The sequence below is a fragment of the Caballeronia sp. LZ043 genome, assembly GCF_031451075.1.
GTDB lineage: Bacteria > Pseudomonadota > Gammaproteobacteria > Burkholderiales > Burkholderiaceae > Caballeronia.
In genome coordinates, this window is sequence record NZ_JARUXT010000011.1 from 19,381 (window position 1) to 36,356 (window position 16,976).

General features: G+C 63.4%; 18 protein-coding genes and 1 pseudogene. 12 read left to right on the plus strand and 7 right to left on the minus strand.

Annotation, left to right across the window (positions count from 1 at the left end; all coding sequences use genetic code 11):
- Positions 1-16: 16 nt before the first annotated feature.
- From QCE64_RS34430 to QCE64_RS34445, 4 genes are read right to left on the minus strand one after another with little or no spacing between them, the layout of a single operon-like run.
- On the minus strand, positions 17-787 hold the full coding sequence (locus QCE64_RS34430) for an amino acid ABC transporter ATP-binding protein (protein WP_309917590.1): 771 nt from the start codon (positions 785-787) through the stop codon (positions 17-19).
- Complete coding sequence (locus QCE64_RS34435) at positions 784-1,626, minus strand: ABC transporter permease subunit (RefSeq protein ID WP_310008703.1); 843 nt, start codon at positions 1,624-1,626, stop codon at positions 784-786. The genes QCE64_RS34430 and QCE64_RS34435 overlap by 4 nt, the downstream gene beginning before the upstream one ends.
- Entirely contained in the window at positions 1,623-2,330 is a 708-nt protein-coding gene (locus QCE64_RS34440) for an amino acid ABC transporter permease (RefSeq protein WP_309917596.1), read from the minus strand. The genes QCE64_RS34435 and QCE64_RS34440 overlap by 4 nt, the downstream gene beginning before the upstream one ends.
- Before the next feature lie 40 nt (positions 2,331-2,370).
- Positions 2,371-3,192 (minus strand): transporter substrate-binding domain-containing protein, encoded by an 822-nt coding sequence (locus QCE64_RS34445; protein ID WP_309917599.1) that lies wholly within the window; start codon positions 3,190-3,192, stop codon positions 2,371-2,373.
- A 153-nt stretch (positions 3,193-3,345) separates the two neighbouring features.
- On the opposite strand from QCE64_RS34445, the gene QCE64_RS34450 reads away from it, so the two are divergent.
- On the plus strand, positions 3,346-4,257 hold the full coding sequence (locus tag QCE64_RS34450; protein ID WP_309917603.1) for a LysR substrate-binding domain-containing protein: 912 nt from the start codon (positions 3,346-3,348) through the stop codon (positions 4,255-4,257).
- A 41-nt stretch (positions 4,258-4,298) separates the two neighbouring features.
- Here the strand turns inward: QCE64_RS34450 and QCE64_RS34455 are convergent, their stop codons facing one another.
- A complete protein-coding gene (locus tag QCE64_RS34455; protein WP_310008705.1) occupies positions 4,299-5,228 on the minus strand; it encodes a LysR substrate-binding domain-containing protein in 930 nt (309 codons plus the stop codon).
- 173 nt (positions 5,229-5,401) lie between these two features.
- Between QCE64_RS34455 and QCE64_RS34460 the strand changes: the two genes are divergently transcribed.
- From QCE64_RS34460 to QCE64_RS34485, 6 genes and pseudogenes are all read left to right on the plus strand, one after another.
- The gene (locus QCE64_RS34460; protein ID WP_309917610.1) at positions 5,402-5,779 is read left to right on the plus strand and encodes a RidA family protein; all 378 of its coding nucleotides are present in this window, start codon (positions 5,402-5,404) and stop codon (positions 5,777-5,779) included.
- Between the two features lie 55 nt (positions 5,780-5,834).
- Positions 5,835-6,689 (plus strand): ABC transporter substrate-binding protein, encoded by an 855-nt coding sequence (locus QCE64_RS34465; protein ID WP_309917614.1) that lies wholly within the window; start codon positions 5,835-5,837, stop codon positions 6,687-6,689.
- A gap of 14 nt (positions 6,690-6,703) precedes the next feature.
- Positions 6,704-7,636 (plus strand): amino acid ABC transporter permease, encoded by a 933-nt coding sequence (locus QCE64_RS34470; RefSeq protein WP_310008707.1) that lies wholly within the window; start codon positions 6,704-6,706, stop codon positions 7,634-7,636.
- A 47-nt stretch (positions 7,637-7,683) separates the two neighbouring features.
- Positions 7,684-8,439, plus strand: coding sequence for an amino acid ABC transporter ATP-binding protein (locus QCE64_RS34475; RefSeq protein ID WP_404987861.1), 756 nt, complete (start codon positions 7,684-7,686; stop codon positions 8,437-8,439).
- A gap of 37 nt (positions 8,440-8,476) precedes the next feature.
- Positions 8,477-9,715, plus strand: coding sequence for an FAD-binding oxidoreductase (locus QCE64_RS34480; protein ID WP_309917622.1), 1,239 nt, complete (start codon positions 8,477-8,479; stop codon positions 9,713-9,715).
- Positions 9,716-9,751: 36 nt separating this feature from the next.
- Positions 9,752-10,276: pseudogene (locus tag QCE64_RS34485) on the plus strand (GNAT family N-acetyltransferase); the annotation flags it as partial.
- A 90-nt stretch (positions 10,277-10,366) separates the two neighbouring features.
- Here the strand turns inward: QCE64_RS34485 and QCE64_RS34490 are convergent.
- Both QCE64_RS34490 and QCE64_RS34495 read right to left on the minus strand, forming a co-directional pair.
- Complete coding sequence (locus tag QCE64_RS34490; RefSeq protein WP_309917628.1) at positions 10,367-10,498, minus strand: hypothetical protein; 132 nt, start codon at positions 10,496-10,498, stop codon at positions 10,367-10,369.
- 165 nt (positions 10,499-10,663) lie between these two features.
- Positions 10,664-11,590: an aromatic alcohol reductase gene (locus QCE64_RS34495; protein ID WP_310008709.1), complete on the minus strand. Its 927-nt coding sequence runs from the start codon at positions 11,588-11,590 to the stop codon at positions 10,664-10,666.
- A gap of 94 nt (positions 11,591-11,684) precedes the next feature.
- Between QCE64_RS34495 and QCE64_RS34500 the strand changes: the two genes are divergently transcribed.
- The 5 genes from QCE64_RS34500 (at position 11,685) to QCE64_RS34520 (ending at position 16,974) form a co-directional block, all read left to right on the plus strand.
- Positions 11,685-12,698 (plus strand): LysR family transcriptional regulator, encoded by a 1,014-nt coding sequence (locus QCE64_RS34500; RefSeq protein ID WP_310008711.1) that lies wholly within the window; start codon positions 11,685-11,687, stop codon positions 12,696-12,698.
- A 600-nt stretch (positions 12,699-13,298) separates the two neighbouring features.
- On the plus strand, positions 13,299-13,667 hold the full coding sequence (locus QCE64_RS34505) for a cupin domain-containing protein (RefSeq protein ID WP_309917637.1): 369 nt from the start codon (positions 13,299-13,301) through the stop codon (positions 13,665-13,667).
- A gap of 85 nt (positions 13,668-13,752) precedes the next feature.
- A complete protein-coding gene (locus QCE64_RS34510) occupies positions 13,753-14,658 on the plus strand; it encodes an NAD(P)-dependent oxidoreductase (protein WP_309930567.1) in 906 nt (301 codons plus the stop codon).
- Between the two features lie 189 nt (positions 14,659-14,847).
- Positions 14,848-16,071 carry an ABC transporter substrate-binding protein gene (locus QCE64_RS34515; RefSeq protein ID WP_309917643.1) on the plus strand — a complete coding sequence of 408 codons (1,224 nt, stop codon included), beginning with the start codon at positions 14,848-14,850 and terminating at the stop codon, positions 16,069-16,071.
- 24 nt (positions 16,072-16,095) lie between these two features.
- The gene (locus QCE64_RS34520) at positions 16,096-16,974 is read left to right on the plus strand and encodes a branched-chain amino acid ABC transporter permease (RefSeq protein WP_309917646.1); all 879 of its coding nucleotides are present in this window, start codon (positions 16,096-16,098) and stop codon (positions 16,972-16,974) included.
- Positions 16,975-16,976: the final 2 nt, after the last annotated feature.

Genomic DNA, 16,976 nt, shown 5'->3' on the forward strand with positions numbered 1-16,976 from the left:
TTCTCCTCCGTTTGATTCACGCCGCCGTGCGCGACAGGATCTTGCCGAGAAAGCTTCTGAGGCGCGCATCGCGCGGCGCGTGAAAGATGTCGGCCGGCGCACCGGATTCGACGATGGTGCCGCGGTCGGTAAAGAACACGACGTCGGCCACTTCTTCTGCAAAGCGCATTTCATGCGTGACCAGCACGCAGGTCATGCCGTCACGGCTCAGATCCCGGATCACGGCAAGCACTTCGCTCACCATTTCGGGGTCGAGCGCGGCTGTCACTTCGTCGAACAGGATGATCGCGGGCTGCATCGCCAGCGCGCGCGCAATCGCGACGCGCTGCTGCTGCCCGCCCGACAACTGCGCCGGATACGCGCTCTCCTTGCCGGTCAGGCGCACCCGCGCGAGCAGGTCGAGCGCGCGTTGCCTCACTTCGTCGCGCGGCTGATGCAGCACTTGCATCGGCGCCATCATGATGTTTTCGAGCACCGTGCGATGCGGAAACAGGTTGTACTGCTGGAACACCATCGACACCTGATGCCGCAGCGGCACGAGGTCCCGGTCGCGCTTCAGTTGGTCGACCGCGAACGAACCGACGCGAAGCGTGCCGCGATCCACCGGAATCAGGCCGTTCAAACAACGCAGCAGCGTCGACTTTCCCGAGCCCGACGGCCCGATGATGCAGGCCGTCTGCCCTTTCCGGATCGTCATCGAGACGCCCTTGAGCACGTCGGTGCCGCCGAACGCCTTGTGCACGTCGACCAGTTCGATCAGCGGCGCGTGTTGCTGGATCACGTTCATTGCTTCTCCCGGATCTGTCGTTCAAGGCGACGGCTCAAGGTCGCAAGCGGAAAACTGAAGAGGAAGAACAGCAGCAGCACATAGAGCTGCACCGCCGTTGCATAGTTCGAACCGTCGCTCGCGGTGATCGTGTTGGCTACCGAGAGGACATCGGAGGTCCCCGTCACCACCGCGAGACTCGTGCCGATGAAAAGGCCCGCATACACCGTCATCATGTTGGGCAGGATCAGCGGAATGGCCTGGGGCACGACCACGTAACGCAGGATCTGGTTCTTGCGATAGCCGAGCGCGCGCGCTGATTCCCACTGTCCGCCTGGTATCGCCTCGATGCCGCCACGCATGACTTCCGCGACGTTCGCCGTCACCGGCAGCGAGAGCCCGACCACGGCCTTCACGAACGGCGAGAACGGAATCATCATGCCGAATGCCGGCACGTAGAACGGCAGCAGATACAGCATCGCGTAAAGCGCGATCAGCCAGGGCGTGTTGCGCAGCAGATTGACGATGCCGAGCGCGGCGAAGCGCACCGCGCGCGTGTTCGAAATCGTGCCGACGCACAGCAGCACGCCGGTGCAGAGCGACACGCCCATCGCCGCGAGGCTCATCAGGATGTTCGCGCAGAAGCCGCCCGCGAGTCCGGTGCCGGGCGCGCCGGTGAGCAGCAACGCGCTGCGCGATGCGAGCAGCGCGAAGGCATCGCCGCTCGCGCGGCCGTAGCAGCCGACGAGCGCCGCCAGCAGCAACAACGGCACGCCGATCATGCCGTACACGAACGCACGGGTCTCCGGCTGCATGCCGCGTGCGGACGCCAGCGGTTTGAGCGTGGTCGTCGCGTTCATAGGCCGTACCCCGGAATCCGCACCGCGCGCCCGATGCGCCCCGCCACCATCGACGCAAACGAAGCCAGGATCAGATAACAGACCCACACCACCAGCATCACTTCCAGATTGCGGAAGTTGTCGAGCGTGATCTGCGTGGCGTAGTACATCACGTCGGCCACCGCGACGAACGCGGCCTGCGACGACGTCTTGATCAGACTCACGATGTTGTTGGTCATCGGCACCATGGACAGGCGCATCGCCATCGGCAACTGGATATGCCAGAAGGTGCGCAGCCGCGAATAGCCGAGGCTGCGCGCGGCATCGACGGTCGCTTGCGGCACCGCATGCAGGCCGGAGCGCACGATCTCCACCGCGATCGCGCCGTTATAGAGCGCGAGCGACAGCACCATGCACGTGAAGCCGCTAAACACCGGAATCTGCTGACCGGTCGCCAGATTGCGCAGCGACAGGCCCAGCTCCGACAACGTGAAATACAGCACGAACAACTGCACGAGCGGCGGTGTGTTGCGCAATAACTCGACGACGATGGTGGTCAGCGTTTCCAGCAGCGGCATGCGGAAATAAATCACTGCCGCGCCGACGATGCCGATCACGAACATCAGCGCGATCGCACACACGCACATCGCGACCGTCGTGCCTACGCCGCGCACGAGCCAGGTCTGATACAGCGGATCGGCCAGCCAGGTGAAGTCGAGACTCATGGGCGTCCCTTGCGCATGTGGTCCGGGTCGGCGCACGCGATTACTTCGCGGACGCCTGCTGCTCGGTTACGAACTTGCTCGTGCCCATGTTGTAGGTCTTTTCCGCGTTGACGAGCACGCCGGCCGTTTCCGCCCGCTTGATCGACTGATTCAGCGCGGCGAGGAACTTCGGTTCGTTCTTGCGCACGCCGCCGACGATGGGCACGAATTCGTAGGCATCGAGCGCGATCTTGTCCTTGTCCTTCCAGCCGTCTTCGTTGACCTTCAGCGTGAGATTCGGACCGTCGTAGGCAATCGCCTCGCACCGGTTGTCCTGGAACGCCTTGTACATCTGCGCCGTGCCGGTGAAGAGCACCGTGTCCGCGCCGAGCTTCTCCTGCAGTGCACGGTTATACATGTTGCCCTGGCTGCCGCACACCTTGCGGCCCTTGAGGTCTTCCCATTTGCCGATGGTCGTTGTCTTCGGCGCGAGCAGCACCATGCCGGCCATCATGTAGTACGGGTCCGTGAAGTCGATCACCTTCGCGCGGTCCGGGTTCTTGCCGAGCGTGGCGAAGATCACGTCGATACGGCCCGCGTTGAGCAGTTCGATCCGGTTCGACGCCACGACCGGCACAAATTCGATCGCCGTGTCGGAGCCGAACATGTCCTTGGCGACGAACTTCGCCAGATCCACTTCGAAGCCGATCAACTGGCCCTTGCTGTCGAGATAACCGAAGGGCACGTAGTCATTGCGGATGCCGACGACGAGCTTGCCGCGTGCCTTGACCATGTCGAGCTGATCGGCGCGCGCCACGCCGGAAAGCCAGCCGAAGCCGAGCGCGAGCATCATCAGAACGACCCACCACGAACGCTTCGACATGAACATCTCCATAAGAAGAAACAGGTGAAACGCGTCAGCCGTTCAACGCGGTGAACAGCGTCTGGCATGAGGCTATTCTTCGATCGCGTCCTATAATAGTCAAATAGGACAAAATTCACTGTTTATAAGGCTGGCTTATGCAGGCATCGAGTCATGAATGTTCGTCAACTTGAGGCGTTCCAGGCCGCCATGTCCGCCGGAAGCCTGACCGCAGCGGCCGGTCTGCTGGGCGTATCGCAGCCGGCGGTGAGCCAGTTGATCGCACAGCTCGAAAGCAATTGCGGGTTTTCCCTGTTCACACGCGCTGGCACGAAAATGCGTCCTACCCGCGAGGCAGAGGTGCTCTATGCCGAGGTGCAGCGCATGTTCATCGGCGTCGGGCGCGTGGCGGGCGTCGCCAAGGCGCTGCGCGACCAGTCGTGGGGGGCGCTCAGCATCGCGTCGTTTCCGGTGCTCACGCGGCGCGTGCTGCCAGGAATCGTCACGACGTTTTGCAAGGATCGGCCCGATGTGAAGTTCAGCGTCGAGAGCATGCGGTCGAACTCGCTTCTCGACGCGATCGCGACGCAACAGGTCGATCTCGGCTTCAGCGTATTGCCGGGCGATCGGCCCGAACTCAACAGCACCTATGTGTGCACCTTGCGGGGGGTCTGCATTCTGCCGAAGGGGCATCGACTTGCTGCGCGGCGGCTCATTCGCGCAAAGGATCTGGATGGCGAGGCTTTTGTCGCGCTCGGGCCGCAGGACCATTCGCGCTTCCAGATAGACAGGATCTTCGAGGAAGCGGATGTGCAGCGGCGTATTCAGATCGAAGTCGGTCAGTCCGAGACTGCCTGCGCGTTCGTTGCGAACGGCATGGGTGTCGCAGTGGTGGATCCGATCAGCGTCTACAACAATGCCGGAGCGGACTTCGTCGTATGCGCATTCGAGCCGAAGATGGAATTCGAAATCTGGCTGATCCGGCCGAAGATCGCGCGGCCCTTCGCGTTGATCGAAACGTTCGCTGCGTACGCTTCCGGGGAACTCGTTCGTCTCGCGAACGAGTCGTTTCCTGATCGGCGTTAGGCATTCATTCTTTAGGAGCCGTGGGGGCTGAACGACTTTCGTCAAACCGCATCGACGAGTCTCTCAGCATCCTCGAGCATGCCTCTCGCAGCTTGCCGCAATAGCGCGATCAGCTCGTCACGATCGAAATCCGCTTCCCGATCCTTGGGCCACACCGCGAAGTAATCGAAGAAGATTGCCGGTTCGAAGCGCCGATACACCAGCCGGTCGCGTCGGGCGACGTCCATTCCGAACACGTCGGTGAGGGTCACACCGACGCCCTCCTCGGCCATCCGGATCGCCGCCGCCATCAGCGGCGCCTGCATCACTTCGTTGGGCCGCGCGTTCTCGACCAGGAACATTCGGTCGATGCCCGCCTGCGCGCTCTCGACTCGCGAGAGACTGACGTAATTGACGCCATCCAGATCGCTCGCGCGGATCAGCGGCCGTTGCGCGAGCGGATGGTCCTTCGGCATCGCACTGTAGATCGGGCTGCGGATCAGCGCGGCAGTCTCGAGCCCGTGACTCGGCTGCCCCCCGACCGCGACGCCGATCTCCAGCCGCCGCGTCGCCAGGACGTTCAGCAGATTCGGCGTGTCATAGGTGTAGATCAGAATCGACCGCCCGGTGCGGCGTTGCCAGTCGGGCAGCACCTTCGGCAGCAGCGACACCGCGATCAGCGGCACCGAGCCAAGGGCGATCGGCTGCACTTCGCTGTTGATCACGCGCGAGACGATCTGATCGATGTGATCGATGGTCGAGAACAGCACGTTGGTCTCGTTGTACAGCTGGTAGGCCAGCGGCGTCGGGATCAGCCGTCCGAGCTGCCGGTCGAACAGGCGGATGCCCGCGTAGTCCTCCGCCTGCGCAATGATCTTGCTGACCGCGGGCTGCGACAGCCCCAGCGCGCGCGCTGCCGCCGAGGCGCTGCCGCCGGTGATCACCGCGCGAAACGCCGCCACGTGCTTCAACTGCAATTGCCCACGCTTCAAGTCCACCTCCTATAACCAAACGCATGCCAGCATAACGAAAATCGCAGTTCCGCCGGCAAAATCGGAGTGATAAGGTGCGCTTACTCACTCGCTGGTCCCTGATTCATAAGGGATTACGCGCAGATTGATGCATGCCTGACCCTATGCGCTAAAGAATAACTTACGGAGACAACATGTTCGAAAGCATCGACGTCGGACCGAAACGCCCCGGTCACCCGATCTCCGGCGTGGTCCGCAAAGGCGGCCAGGTCCTGACCGTGCAGACCCCGACTGACAGCGCGACCGGCACGCTGGTCGACGGCGGCATCGAGACTCAGGTACGCCAGGTATTTCACAAGCTCGACCGCGCAATGCAGGCGGCCGGCGGCACGCTCGCCGACGTGATGCTGGTGCAGGTCTATCTGACCGATCCCGCCGACTGGGCGCCGATGCACGCGATCTGGACCGAGACCTTCGCCGATCCGTATCCCGCGCGCGCGACGGTCGTCGTCAAGCAACTGATGCTGGAAGGCATGCGGATCGAAATCGTCGTCAACGCGAACCTGGGCTGAATTCGGCGCCGCCGTCAGGCGGGCAAACTTTGCGGATCGAAAGGAGAGAAATGCCATGAAGGGGTGCTCGAAGCTCGTCATGCAGGCGCTGATGGTTGCGCTGAGCCAAGCCGTCGCGATGTCCGCGCACGCGGATACCGCGCTGACGAAAACGCTGCCGCAATCGGTTCGCGAGGCCGGCACGCTGCGCGTGATCGCGTCGCCGAACAGTCCCCCGATGATCTATGCGGGCAAGGACGCACGTACGCTCGAAGGCATGGAAATCGATCTGACACAGGCGGTCGCCGATGCGCTCGGCGTGAAGCTCGAGCTCACGTCCGGCACCTTCGACAGCCTGATTCCGTCGATCGCCGCAGGCCGCGCGGATCTCGCGGTCGGTTCGATCGGCGATCTGAAAGCGCGCCAGTCGCAAGTCGATTTTGTCGACTACGTGAAAGCGGGTGTCGGCATGGCGGCGCCGAAAGGCAGCGGCGGGGGCATCAAAGGTTTGTCGAGCCTGTGCGGCAAGACCGTCGCGGCGGTGCGCGGCACCTTCCAGGAACGCGAGCTGTCGGCGCAGCAGGCCAAATGCAAGACGCAAGGCAGCGCCCTCGACATCCAGACGTTCACCGATGCATCCGGCGCCGTGCTGGCGTTGCGCTCGGGACGCGCCGACGTATGGTCCGGCGACACCGCCCAGGTCGCGTACGCGGTCAAGCAGTATCCGAACGCGCTTGAACAGGTCGGCGACATGCGCATCATCGCGTTGCTCGGTTATGCGGTCGGCAAACAGAACACGCAGTTGCGTGACGCCGTCAAGGCGGCGCTCGATCAACTGCAGGCCAACGGCAAATATCGGCAGATCCTCGACAAGTGGGGACAAGGCGATACGCGAGCCGACAAGATCAGCATCAACGACGCGTGGCTCTGACGCGCACCGCCATCATGGGAAATCAATCAACGTATGGCGCGGGAGCACGCGCCGCCGAAGCGCCGCCGACCGTGCCGCCTGACACGCGCCCGCAGGCGTCGCCGCCGGAAGAATTCACGGTCGTGCCTCTGCGCCATCCGGGCCGCTGGCTGTGCGCGGCGCTGATGCTGTTCGTGCTGCTCTCGATCGCCGATCTGCTGATCACCAATCCGCGCTGGGAATGGCGCACCGTGCTCGACTATCTGTTCAGCGCGCCGATTCTGGCGGGCGTCGGCAACACGCTGCTGCTGACGGTGCTCGCCGAGATCGTCGGCATCGGTCTGGGGATCCTGCTGGCGATCATGCGGTTATCCGAGAATCCGCTGCTGTCGTGGTCGAGCGCCGGCTTCACGTGGATCTTCCGTGGCATTCCGCCGCTCGTGATGATCCTCTTCATCTACTTCTTCTCTGCGCTGGTGCCGACCTTGTCCATCGGCATTCCGTTCGGCCCGTCGATCAAGCTGATCGCCTCCCACAAGGTCCTCCCGCCGAGGGCGGCGGCCGTGTTCGGCCGGGGTCTCGCGCAGGCCGCGTACGTCTCGGAGATCGTGCGATCGGGGATCCTGTCGGTGTCGGCGGGACAGAGCCGCGCGGCGCTCGCGCTCGGCATGACACCGTTGCGCGCAATGCGTCACATCATCTTTCCGCAAGCGATGCGCGTGGTGATCCCGCCGCTCAGCAACGAAGTGATCTCGATGGTCAAGGCGACTTCGCTCGTCAGCGTGATCGCCTATACCGAACTGCTCACGACCGTGCAGGTGATCTACGCGCGCACCTTCGAGCAGATTCCCCTGCTGATGGTGGCGGTGATCTGGTACGGCGCGATCACGACCGTGCTGACGCTGGTCCAGAGCCGGATCGAGAAGCGTCTGAACAAGTCGGTGAAAGTGATGAAGAAGGAGAAATGATGAATGCCATTCCAGACACCGACGCCGCTGCGCAGCGCCGCAAGGTGATGGTCGAGGCACGCGAGGTCGGCAAGCATTACGGCGCCTTCGAAGTGCTGAGCGGCATCAACCTGCGCGTCCATCAGGGCGAGGTGGTCTGCATCATCGGTCCGTCCGGCTCGGGCAAGTCGACGCTGCTGCGTTGCATGAACCACCTCGAACACGTGAACGCCGGACGCCTTTTCGTCGATGGAGAACTGGTCGGTTATCGGCAGGACGGCAACCGGATCTACGAGCTCAAGCCGAGCGAAGTGTGTTTGCGGCGTCGCGACATCGGCATGGTGTTCCAGCATTTCGATCTTTTTCCGCACATGACCGCGCTCGAAAACCTGTGCCTCGCGCCGCAGGTCGTGTTGAAGCGCTCGAAGGCGAGCGTCGAGAAAGACGCGCTCACGCTGCTGGAGCGGGTCGGTCTCGCCGACAAGGCGCAGCATTATCCGTCGCAATTGTCGGGTGGCCAGCAGCAGCGCGTGGCCATCGCGCGGGCGCTGACGATGCAGCCGAAGATCATGCTGTTCGACGAACCGACTTCGGCGCTCGATCCGGAACTGGTCGGCGAAGTACTGAAGGTGATGCAGGACCTCGCGAAGTCCGGCATGACGATGGTGGTCGTCACGCACGAGATGGGCTTCGCGCGCGAGGTCGCCGATCGCGTGGTCGTGATGGACGGTGGCCGCATCATCGAGGACGGATCGCCCGGGCAGATCTTTTCGAATCCGCAGACGGACAGAACCCGATCGTTCCTCGATCGGCTGCTGGCCTGATGGCCGCACTTACAGCTTTGGAACGGGGCTTCTTGCAATGGTCGATACAGTGATGGTAATCGGCGGCGGCGTCGCCGGACTGTCTGTGGCGCGCAATCTGCAATTGCTTGGACGCAAGGTCGCGATCGTCGATCCGTTGCCGTCGCCGGGCGCCGCGTCGTTCGGCAACGGCGGCTTCATCTCGCCTGACAGCTTCATGCCGGGCGCGCAACCCGGCATGCTGCGCAAGGTGCCGGGCTGGCTGCGCGACCCGCTTGGTCCGCTCACCATCCATCCGGCCTATGCGCCACAGGCTCTGCCGTGGTTCATCCAGTGGCTGCGAGCCGGCCAGATCGACCGCATGACGACCCTCGCGAAGAGCCTGCACGCATTGCATGCCCCTGCGCTGATCGAATGGCGTCGTCTGCTCGGAGACGAGCTTTATTGCCGCTACATTCGAGAGGATGGCGAGGCGATTCTCAGCGACGTACCGCCGCAGGGATCGGCCGCCGACGTCGAGCGGCAGTTGACCGAGCGCTACGGGTTGAACGTCGAGACCCTCTCTCGCGCCGACATCGAGCGTCTTTATCCGGGAATAGACGCAGCGGTGCGGTTCGGCGTTTTGAAGAAAGGGAACGCACATACCGTGAGCCCGGCGGAACTCAATCGCGCGCTAGCCGAACGGATCGTCGAGCACGGCGGGACGTTTCATCGGGAGAAGGTGCTGAAGCTGATTCCCAAAAACGGCGAATGGCTGATCCTCACCTCGACAGGCAATCACAGCGCACGCGACGTCGTGGTGGCGGGCGGCGTATGGTCTATGCAGCTGCTGGCGCCGCTCGGCATCCGCATTCCGCTCGAGAGCCAGCGCGGCTATCACGTGATGGTCGACACCGAGCGGGTGAAGATCGGTGTGCCTTTCATTCATCGTGGTCGCGCGATCGGCCTGACGCCGATGCTCGACGGCCTGCGCATCGCGGGCAGCGTCGAATTCGGCGGCGTCGACGGCATGCCGAACGAACAGCGCGCGTTGCACGCGCTGCAGCAGGCGCGGGAACTGTTCCCCGCGCTGATCGAAGCGCCGCATCGAATCTGGACCGGACAGCGGCCGTCGACGCCGGACAGTCTGCCGGCGATCGGCGCGGCAGGCGAACAGCCAGGCCTCTGGCTTTGCTTCGGGCATGGGACCTACGGGATGACTGCGGCACCGCCGAGCGGGCGCATGCTGGCCGATCTCATTACGTCCAGACAGCCGTCCATCGATCCGGCGCCCTACTCGCCGCGTCGCTTCCATTGAAAGCCCGACGTCATTGATGAATTCGAGGAGTCCAGGATGAGTGGTGCAGCACGCGTGAGAATGCTCTCAGCGGACGAAGTCACGGCCTATGTCGAACCTCTTGCCGATGTCCTGATCGACTGCGTTGAAGGCGGGGCGGCAGTCAGCTTCATGTTGCCGCTTGCCAGGCACAAGGCAATCGAGTTCTGGAAGCGTGCCGCGAGCAATGTGGCTCGCGGCGAGCGAGTCTTGCTGATTGCGGAAGATCTCGATGGCCGAATCGTCGGTACCGTGCAGTTGATTACCTCTTTTCCTGAGAATCAACCCCAGCGCGCGGATGTTTCGAAGATGCTGGTGCGTCGCGATGCGAGAAGGCAAGGCGTCGCTGCGAGCTTGCTGGCGGCAGTCGAAGATGTCGCGCGCGAGGCTGCCAAATCGGTCCTGCTGCTCGATACGGAGACAGGCAGCGACGCAGAACGACTTTACGAACGCGCGGGCTGGCAGCGGGTCGGCGAAGTGCCAGACTGCGGCTACACGCCTGATGGCAAGCTTTGTGGGACGACTTTCTTCCACAAGCGACTGTCACCCGGTGATGTCCGGTTTACGGGCGCGACGCGAATGCGGCGCTTCCGCCAGGGATTGCCGGTCGCGTGACACGCTTCCCATCAAGGCTCATTCGCGGAAGGGCAGACCGGTTTTCCCTTCGGCGCGCATGTCGAAGGTGTTGAGCGTCAACTGGGTCATGCGTTGGAGTTGGCGCAGGCGCTCCAGGCCGAGCGGGACAATCGGCGCATCGGCAGGCACCTACCGCACACATCGGGGCGAGGCGCCCCGCTTCGTTCAAGCCCGATCCTTCGGCCGCGTGAGACCAACCTGAAGAACAAACCCGACATCCGGACAGCGCGGAGTGACAACGCTATAAGCTGCTTTTCATTTACGACCGGCGCTCCACGCATTCCCACGTACGCCTCATACCTCGGTCATCGTCTCCCTGACCCACTCTTCCAGCGACGTCACCCGGATACCGCGCTGCGCATTGAACGTCTGTCGCTTGTCCCACGCCACCCCGCGCCCCTGAGCAAACACCACGCGGTACTTTCGCAATCCATCGTGTGGCGCCTCGTCCAGCTGCCGCTCGAGTTCCGGCACGGTCCATTCCTTGCGCTGGACCTTGATGCCCAGCAGCCGGTCAACCGTATCCGCTACCTCTCGATACGTCACCGTATCGCCCGCGACATGCACGACGCGATTCGAGATCGACGGCGTCGCAAAAAGGATCTCCGTAGTCAGCGCGGCGATGTCATCGGCGGTGGTCACGGTCACCGCATTGTCCAGGCTTCCGAGCGCGTTCACGGTATGCGTGTCGAGATCGACGACACCGAACGACTTCTCGAACAGAAAGCTCGTGAACATGCCCGTCGAAACAATCACCCACTCGGTTTGCGACTGGCCGCGCAGAAGGTCGCGCACATCGAGTTGTTCATCGAACAGATCCTGGGCGCTGCCCCTGCCGATGATGTCGTAGTCCACGCCGAACTGCCACGGGAAATACCGCCTGACGCCGGCATCCAGCGTCGCGTGCGCAATCTTGATCTGCACGCCCGGGCCGCCTGCGAAGCCTGTGCATGAGATGACCGTATCGAACCGGCGAAAGATGGCGGCGAGTTCGGCGCGCGTTTGCGTGGCGAGATTCGCCGCAACGAATTCGAGGCCCAGTTCGCGCAATTCGGCTATGTCCTTCTGTTTGCCTGGATTGTCGGACGCGATCGTCGAGGGACGTAGCAACACGGCGAGCGAGACATTGTCCGCGTGCCCGATCTGCCCGGAGAGACTTCGCAGCATCGCCATGCCTAGTTCGCCGGCGCCCAGAACAAGAATCGAGTTGTCGTTCGACATATGCATTACCTGATGAGAATACGTGACGTGGTGAAAACGGCTCCGCGACGCATGACATCGCATGAAGATGAGCCTTGAACGCTTCGGAGTGTAGGTGTGCAAGCGCTATTCATTGTTCGTCGCGTGTGAATACAGAAAGCGATGGCGCGAGCAGCGCGCAGGGTTGGTAACATGGAAGCGTTATCGGCATTCGCTGCGCAGACCGCTCATGGACAAACTTCTGGCAATGGCAACGTTCGTGAGAGTCGTCGAAGCACGAAGCTTCAGCAAGGCGGCGGAAACGCTGTCGATGCCACGATCATCGGTGACGACGATCGTGAAGAATCTCGAAGCGCATCTCGGCACCGCCCTGCTGCGCCGAAGCACGAGAAGTCTCAGCCTCACCGAGGCGGGCGCGCGCTACCTGGCTTCCTGCCAGAGCATTCTGGCCGAGGTCGCCGACTCGGAAAGCCAGCTCTCGGCAACCGCGGCCGGACCACGCGGGCGGGTTCGGGTGGATATGCCGGGGGTCATCGGCCGTTCAATCGTGTTGCCTCGCCTGCATGAGTTCGAGGTTCGCTTTCCCGACATCGAGCTGGTGCTCGGCTTAAGCGATCGTCCCTCCGATCTCATCCACGAGGGTATCGATTGCGTGATTCGCACCGGGTCGCTCGCGGACTCGGGTCTCATCGCGCGACCGTTAGGCAGGCTCGCCTGGCTGACCTGCGCTGCGCCTCGCTATCTGAAGCAATATGGCGAGCCGGAGTCCGTGGCCGCGCTGAGCGCTCACCGTATCGTCAACTACCTGTCGAACGCGACCGGCCGGCCGCTCGACTGGCGCTTCAGCGTGGACGGCAAGGATATGAGCATGACGCTCCGCAGCCGCTTCTCGATCAATGACACCGAGGCTTACGTTCAGTGCGGTCTCGAAGGACTCGGTCTGATCCAGGTCTCGGAGTTCGCGGTAGCGCCGTATCTGCAAAGCGGGCGGTTGAAGGAAGTGCTCGCACAGGCGCGATGCCGTCCGGTGCCGGTTTCGATTGTCTATCCCAAAGGCCGTGCCACTGTGGCGATCAGGACGTTCGTCGACTGGATCATCGAGATTGCCGCTGCCGATCTGGCGCAGTGAATGGCCGGCTCGACTTCACCGACGACGAGAGAAGCCTTGCACACAGTCTTCGAGATGTTATCTCACGGCCGATCGGTGATCACGCGTGAAGCTTTCACGCACAAGGCCACGCCGGTCGGGTGTTCGGGATTCGGCTCCTGCCCGATGAATGTCCCGTTTTTTCAGTCACCATGACTGATCCGCAACGCGACTTGCAAAGGGCACAAAATCCTGGCGTGCGTGATACGGACATCGAATACTCCTGTTGAATCTTCAGCTCGGCTCCGGAGGACGTTGCTCCAAGCCGCACATCGGGCATGGACGTGGCCGCGAACCACTCGATCACGGACTCAATTGTCCGGCGTCATATGAGCGCGGACAACGGCGGAAGATGTCGACTTCCGGACAAGGCCGACGCAGCGGTTCGTCCTTTCCCCCCGCGACCGCGCCAGCTTCCAATGTACGGAACTCATCGTGCCGCCCGGTTGACCGCGATTTCCGCTCCTTCCTACCATCGACACAGCAGATCAGGCATTTCAAGCCCGCGCGGCGATGTCAGCGCAAGCGCGGTCACGGCCAACGCGCGATGAACCGGATCGAACACGCGTAACAGGAAGGAACATGGATACGCCAGGCAATAGCACCGATACCCTCAGCCTCATCGATTCCACCGGGTGGAAACCCCTGGCCGGCTTCGAAGGCGTCGAAGTGCTCACGCTCGCCAGCGATTTCGACGAACCAGGCAAAAAGGGCCGGCGCACGCGCCTCGTGCGGTTCGCCCCGGGCGTCGAAACCCGGGACCCGCTGGTTCACGACTACTTCGAAGAGACGTTCCTGCTCTCCGGCGATGTCCACGGCATCCGGCAGGCTGCGGCCTTCGGCACGTTCACCGAACAGGCATTCGTGCGCCGGCCGCCCGGCACACCCCACGGACCGATCCGCTCCGAGGGCGGATGCGTCCTGCTCGAGATGCACTACTACCCGGACTGAGTTCCGCCGGATCAACCGAACGTGCGGCCCTGCGGCCCCGCAGCCCCCCGGCAGCACACGACGCGCATCCAGAATCAGGATTCCCATGCCGAACAAGACAGCAATTGGCTTCATCGGGCTCGGTCAGATGGGTGGCTCGATGGCCGAGCGCCTCCTCGCCGACGATGTCGCCCTGCATATCCACGACCCTTCTCCGGCGGCGGCCAGCCGCTTGGTCGCCCGGGGCGCCATCGCACATGATTCACCGCGCCAGGTCGCCGACGCCGCCGCGATCGTGTTCGCCTGCCTGCCGAGCCGCGAAGTCGCCGAAGCGGTCGCGCTGGGTCCGGAAGGCGTCGCGCAGGGCAGCGCGATCCGCGTCCATGTCGAGATGTCGACGATCGGCAAGACCTGCATCGAATCGATTGCCGATGGATTGGCCGCACGATCCATCCAGACCGTCGACGCGCCGATCAGCGGCGGCCCGCCGGCCGCGCGCGAAGGCAGGCTCGCGATGATGGCCGCAGGTCCGGCGCAGGCTGTCGCGCAGGTCACGCCGTGGCTCGCGCGCATCGGCAAGCAGGTCTACGTGCTCGGCGACCGGCCCGGCCAGGCGCAGCTCATGAAGCTCATCAACAACACGCTGATGGCCACCAATCTCGTCGCCGCATCCGAGGGCCTCGTGATGGGCGCCAAGGCCGGGCTCGACGCGGCCGTCATGTTCGAGGTGCTGCGCGCCGGAACCGGACACAGCGCCTCGGCGGACGACATCCTGGCTCGCGTGGCGCTGCCGCGCAGCTTCGACTTCGGCGCACGACTCTCGATCGTCGAGAAGGACGTCCATCTCGGCCTCGACGAGGCCACCACGCTGGGCGTGCCGGCCCGGGTCATGCAGGCCGCCGCGCAGATCTGGGACGAGGCCGCGCAGAAAGGCTGGGGCGAGCGGGACTTCTCGTCGATTCTCAAGCTGATCGAGGAACGCGGCGGAGCGGAAGTCCGCCGCGTGACGTAGCGGCATCGGGCGCACTTTCGCATCGCGGAACAGTTGCGCACCGTGTGTTGTCTGTCGCCGGCTTCGCCTATGTAATGCGTTCACCCGGATGCTCATGTGCTCCGGACCGTGACGGAAAGCTCGCTGCACAACCGATAGCGTCGACGCTGCTGCGTACGAGAGCTTGAACAAGAAAAGGAAGGGGACACCATGAGCAGGATGCGCATTGCATGTTTCACGATGCTGACGGTGATGGGCGGATTCGCGTCTCCGAACCTGGTGCGCGCCGAAGGCACGATCCCGATTGCAGGTTCCTTCGACCTGAGCGGCGCCGCCGCCGATGTCGGACGCGACGTCCTCAACGGCACGCAATACGCGGTGAAGGTGGTGAACGATCGCGGCGGGGTGCTCGGCCAGAAGCTGGATCTGCGCTATCAGGACAACGGCACCAATCCGCAGCGCGCCGTCGATCAGGCGACCAGCCTCGTGCGCGACGGCGCCAAATTCCTGACTTCGCCACAATCGTCCGCGAGCGCCATCGCCGTGAGCAAGGCTGTGGCGGCCCGCTTCAAGGTGCCGATGTGCGCCAACTCGGCCAACTCGGACGACATCACGATCAAGGACTTCCATCCCTACGTGTTCCAGATCGGCGCGAGTTCGTACATGGAAGCGCGCGCGCTCGCCGCGCGCCTCGCCAAGAAGCCGTACGTGCGCTACGCCGTGGTCTCGGCGGACTACGCCGGCGGGCGCTCGGGCGCGAACCGCTTCAAGCAGTCGATCAAGGAACTCAATCCGAAGGCCGAGATCGTCGTCGAGGAATATCCGAAGTTCGGGGCGACGGACTACTCCGCGTCGCTGAACAAGATTCTGGCGGCCAAGCCGGACTACGTTTGGACCTTCCTGTTCGGCTCCGATCTCATCACCTTCACGAAGCAGGCCCGTGCGCTGGGCTTTTTCAAGCAGATCGACAACAAGTTCATGGCGCTCTATGACGGCAACACGCTGAAAGCCCTCGGCGCGGATGCCGCGGTCGGCACCGAAGGCTTCCAGAGAGCGCCGGCCAATCTGCTCCTCACGTCGTCGCCGGAGAGCAAGGCCTATATCGAAGGCTACAAGAAGGTGTACGGCTCGTACCCGTCTGACTGGACGACGCTGGCCTACGACTGCGTGATGACATGGGCGCAAGCCGCGACCCGGGCGAAATCGATCGAACCGGCCGACGTCATCAAGACGCTCGACGACGGCGAATTCCAGTCGGTACGAGGCGCGTTCCGCATCGGCAAGTTCGATCATCAGGCCGAGGTGCCGATCTATATCGGCACCGTTGCGCAGGATCCCGCATTCGGTCAGCCCGTATTGAACATCACGGACATCATCCCCGGCCAGACGGTCCGTCCGACCGAAGAGGCCCTGCGATCCATGCGCGGCAAGTAATCACGACTCGACGAGGAGCGGCCGATGTCCCTGCAATTGTTCTTCGCTCAAATCCTGACCGGTATCGCCACCGGCGCGCTGTACTTCCTCGTCGCGTCGGGGCTCACGCTGGTCTGGGGCGCGCTCGGCGTCGTCAATCTCGCGCACGGGTCGTTCTTCATGATCGCGGCGTTCTCCGCCACCACCATCGTGATGCAGCTCGGCCCGAACCTCGGGCTGCCCGTCGCGCTGCTGGTCGTGCCCGTGATCATGGTGGTGTTGAGCGCCGCGCTGGAAGTCTCGCTCTTCAGACGAGTCTATGCGGGCGGCATCTGGGGGCAGCTGCTTCTGACGTTCGGGCTGGTTCTCGTCATCAACAACCTGATCCGCTGGATGTTCGGCTCCCTGCCCCGCTCGGTCGCGGCGCCCGATCTGCTGCGCGGCTTTGTCGAAGTCGGCGGGATTCGCATCGCGCAGTATCAGGTGGCCGTGATCGTGGTGACGGCCATCGTCTCCTGCGGACTCTGGTATCTGCTCGCCAGGAGCCGGACCGGCAGGCTGATCCGGGCGGCCGTCGACGATCCGGCCATGCTCGGTGCAGTCGGCGTCGATGTGAAAGTGCTGCGCACCAAGGTCATGGCGCTTTCGGCCCTGCTTGCCGGGGTCGCGGGTGTCGTCGCCGCGCCCCGGGGCGCCGTCAATGCCACCCTCGATGTCCAGATGGTCGTGATCGCCTTCGCGATCATCGTCATCGGCGGACTCGGCTCGGTGTGGGGCGCGCTGACGGCCGCCATCGTTGTCGGCGTCGCGGAAGCGGTGTCGACGATCTTCATCGACCAGGGCAGCGAAATCGTCGTCTTCGCACTCATGGTGCTGGTTCTCGTCGTCAAGCCTTCCGGACTTCGCACCATCATTCAGCATTGAGG

Excerpts from the sequence above, each read along its gene's own strand:
- QCE64_RS34450 (WP_309917603.1), top strand. The coding sequence starts at position 3,346 with ATGAATGTTCGTCAACTTGAGGCGTTCCAGGCCGCCATGTCCGCCGGA.
- QCE64_RS34430 (WP_309917590.1), bottom strand. The coding sequence starts at position 787 with ATGAACGTGATCCAGCAACACGCGCCGCTGATCGAACTGGTCGACGTG.
- QCE64_RS34470 (WP_310008707.1), top strand. The coding sequence starts at position 6,704 with ATGGGAAATCAATCAACGTATGGCGCGGGAGCACGCGCCGCCGAAGCG.
- QCE64_RS34445 (WP_309917599.1), bottom strand. The coding sequence starts at position 3,192 with ATGTCGAAGCGTTCGTGGTGGGTCGTTCTGATGATGCTCGCGCTCGGC.
- QCE64_RS34465 (WP_309917614.1), top strand. The coding sequence starts at position 5,835 with ATGAAGGGGTGCTCGAAGCTCGTCATGCAGGCGCTGATGGTTGCGCTG.
- QCE64_RS34520 (WP_309917646.1), top strand. The coding sequence starts at position 16,096 with ATGTCCCTGCAATTGTTCTTCGCTCAAATCCTGACCGGTATCGCCACC.
- QCE64_RS34515 (WP_309917643.1), top strand. The coding sequence starts at position 14,848 with ATGAGCAGGATGCGCATTGCATGTTTCACGATGCTGACGGTGATGGGC.
- QCE64_RS34475 (WP_404987861.1), top strand. The coding sequence starts at position 7,684 with ATGGTCGAGGCACGCGAGGTCGGCAAGCATTACGGCGCCTTCGAAGTG.
- QCE64_RS34495 (WP_310008709.1), bottom strand. The coding sequence starts at position 11,590 with ATGTCGAACGACAACTCGATTCTTGTTCTGGGCGCCGGCGAACTAGGC.
- QCE64_RS34510 (WP_309930567.1), top strand. The coding sequence starts at position 13,753 with ATGCCGAACAAGACAGCAATTGGCTTCATCGGGCTCGGTCAGATGGGT.
- QCE64_RS34460 (WP_309917610.1), top strand. The coding sequence starts at position 5,402 with ATGTTCGAAAGCATCGACGTCGGACCGAAACGCCCCGGTCACCCGATC.
- QCE64_RS34440 (WP_309917596.1), bottom strand. The coding sequence starts at position 2,330 with ATGAGTCTCGACTTCACCTGGCTGGCCGATCCGCTGTATCAGACCTGG.
- QCE64_RS34505 (WP_309917637.1), top strand. The coding sequence starts at position 13,299 with ATGGATACGCCAGGCAATAGCACCGATACCCTCAGCCTCATCGATTCC.
- QCE64_RS34435 (WP_310008703.1), bottom strand. The coding sequence starts at position 1,626 with ATGAACGCGACGACCACGCTCAAACCGCTGGCGTCCGCACGCGGCATG.
- QCE64_RS34480 (WP_309917622.1), top strand. The coding sequence starts at position 8,477 with ATGGTCGATACAGTGATGGTAATCGGCGGCGGCGTCGCCGGACTGTCT.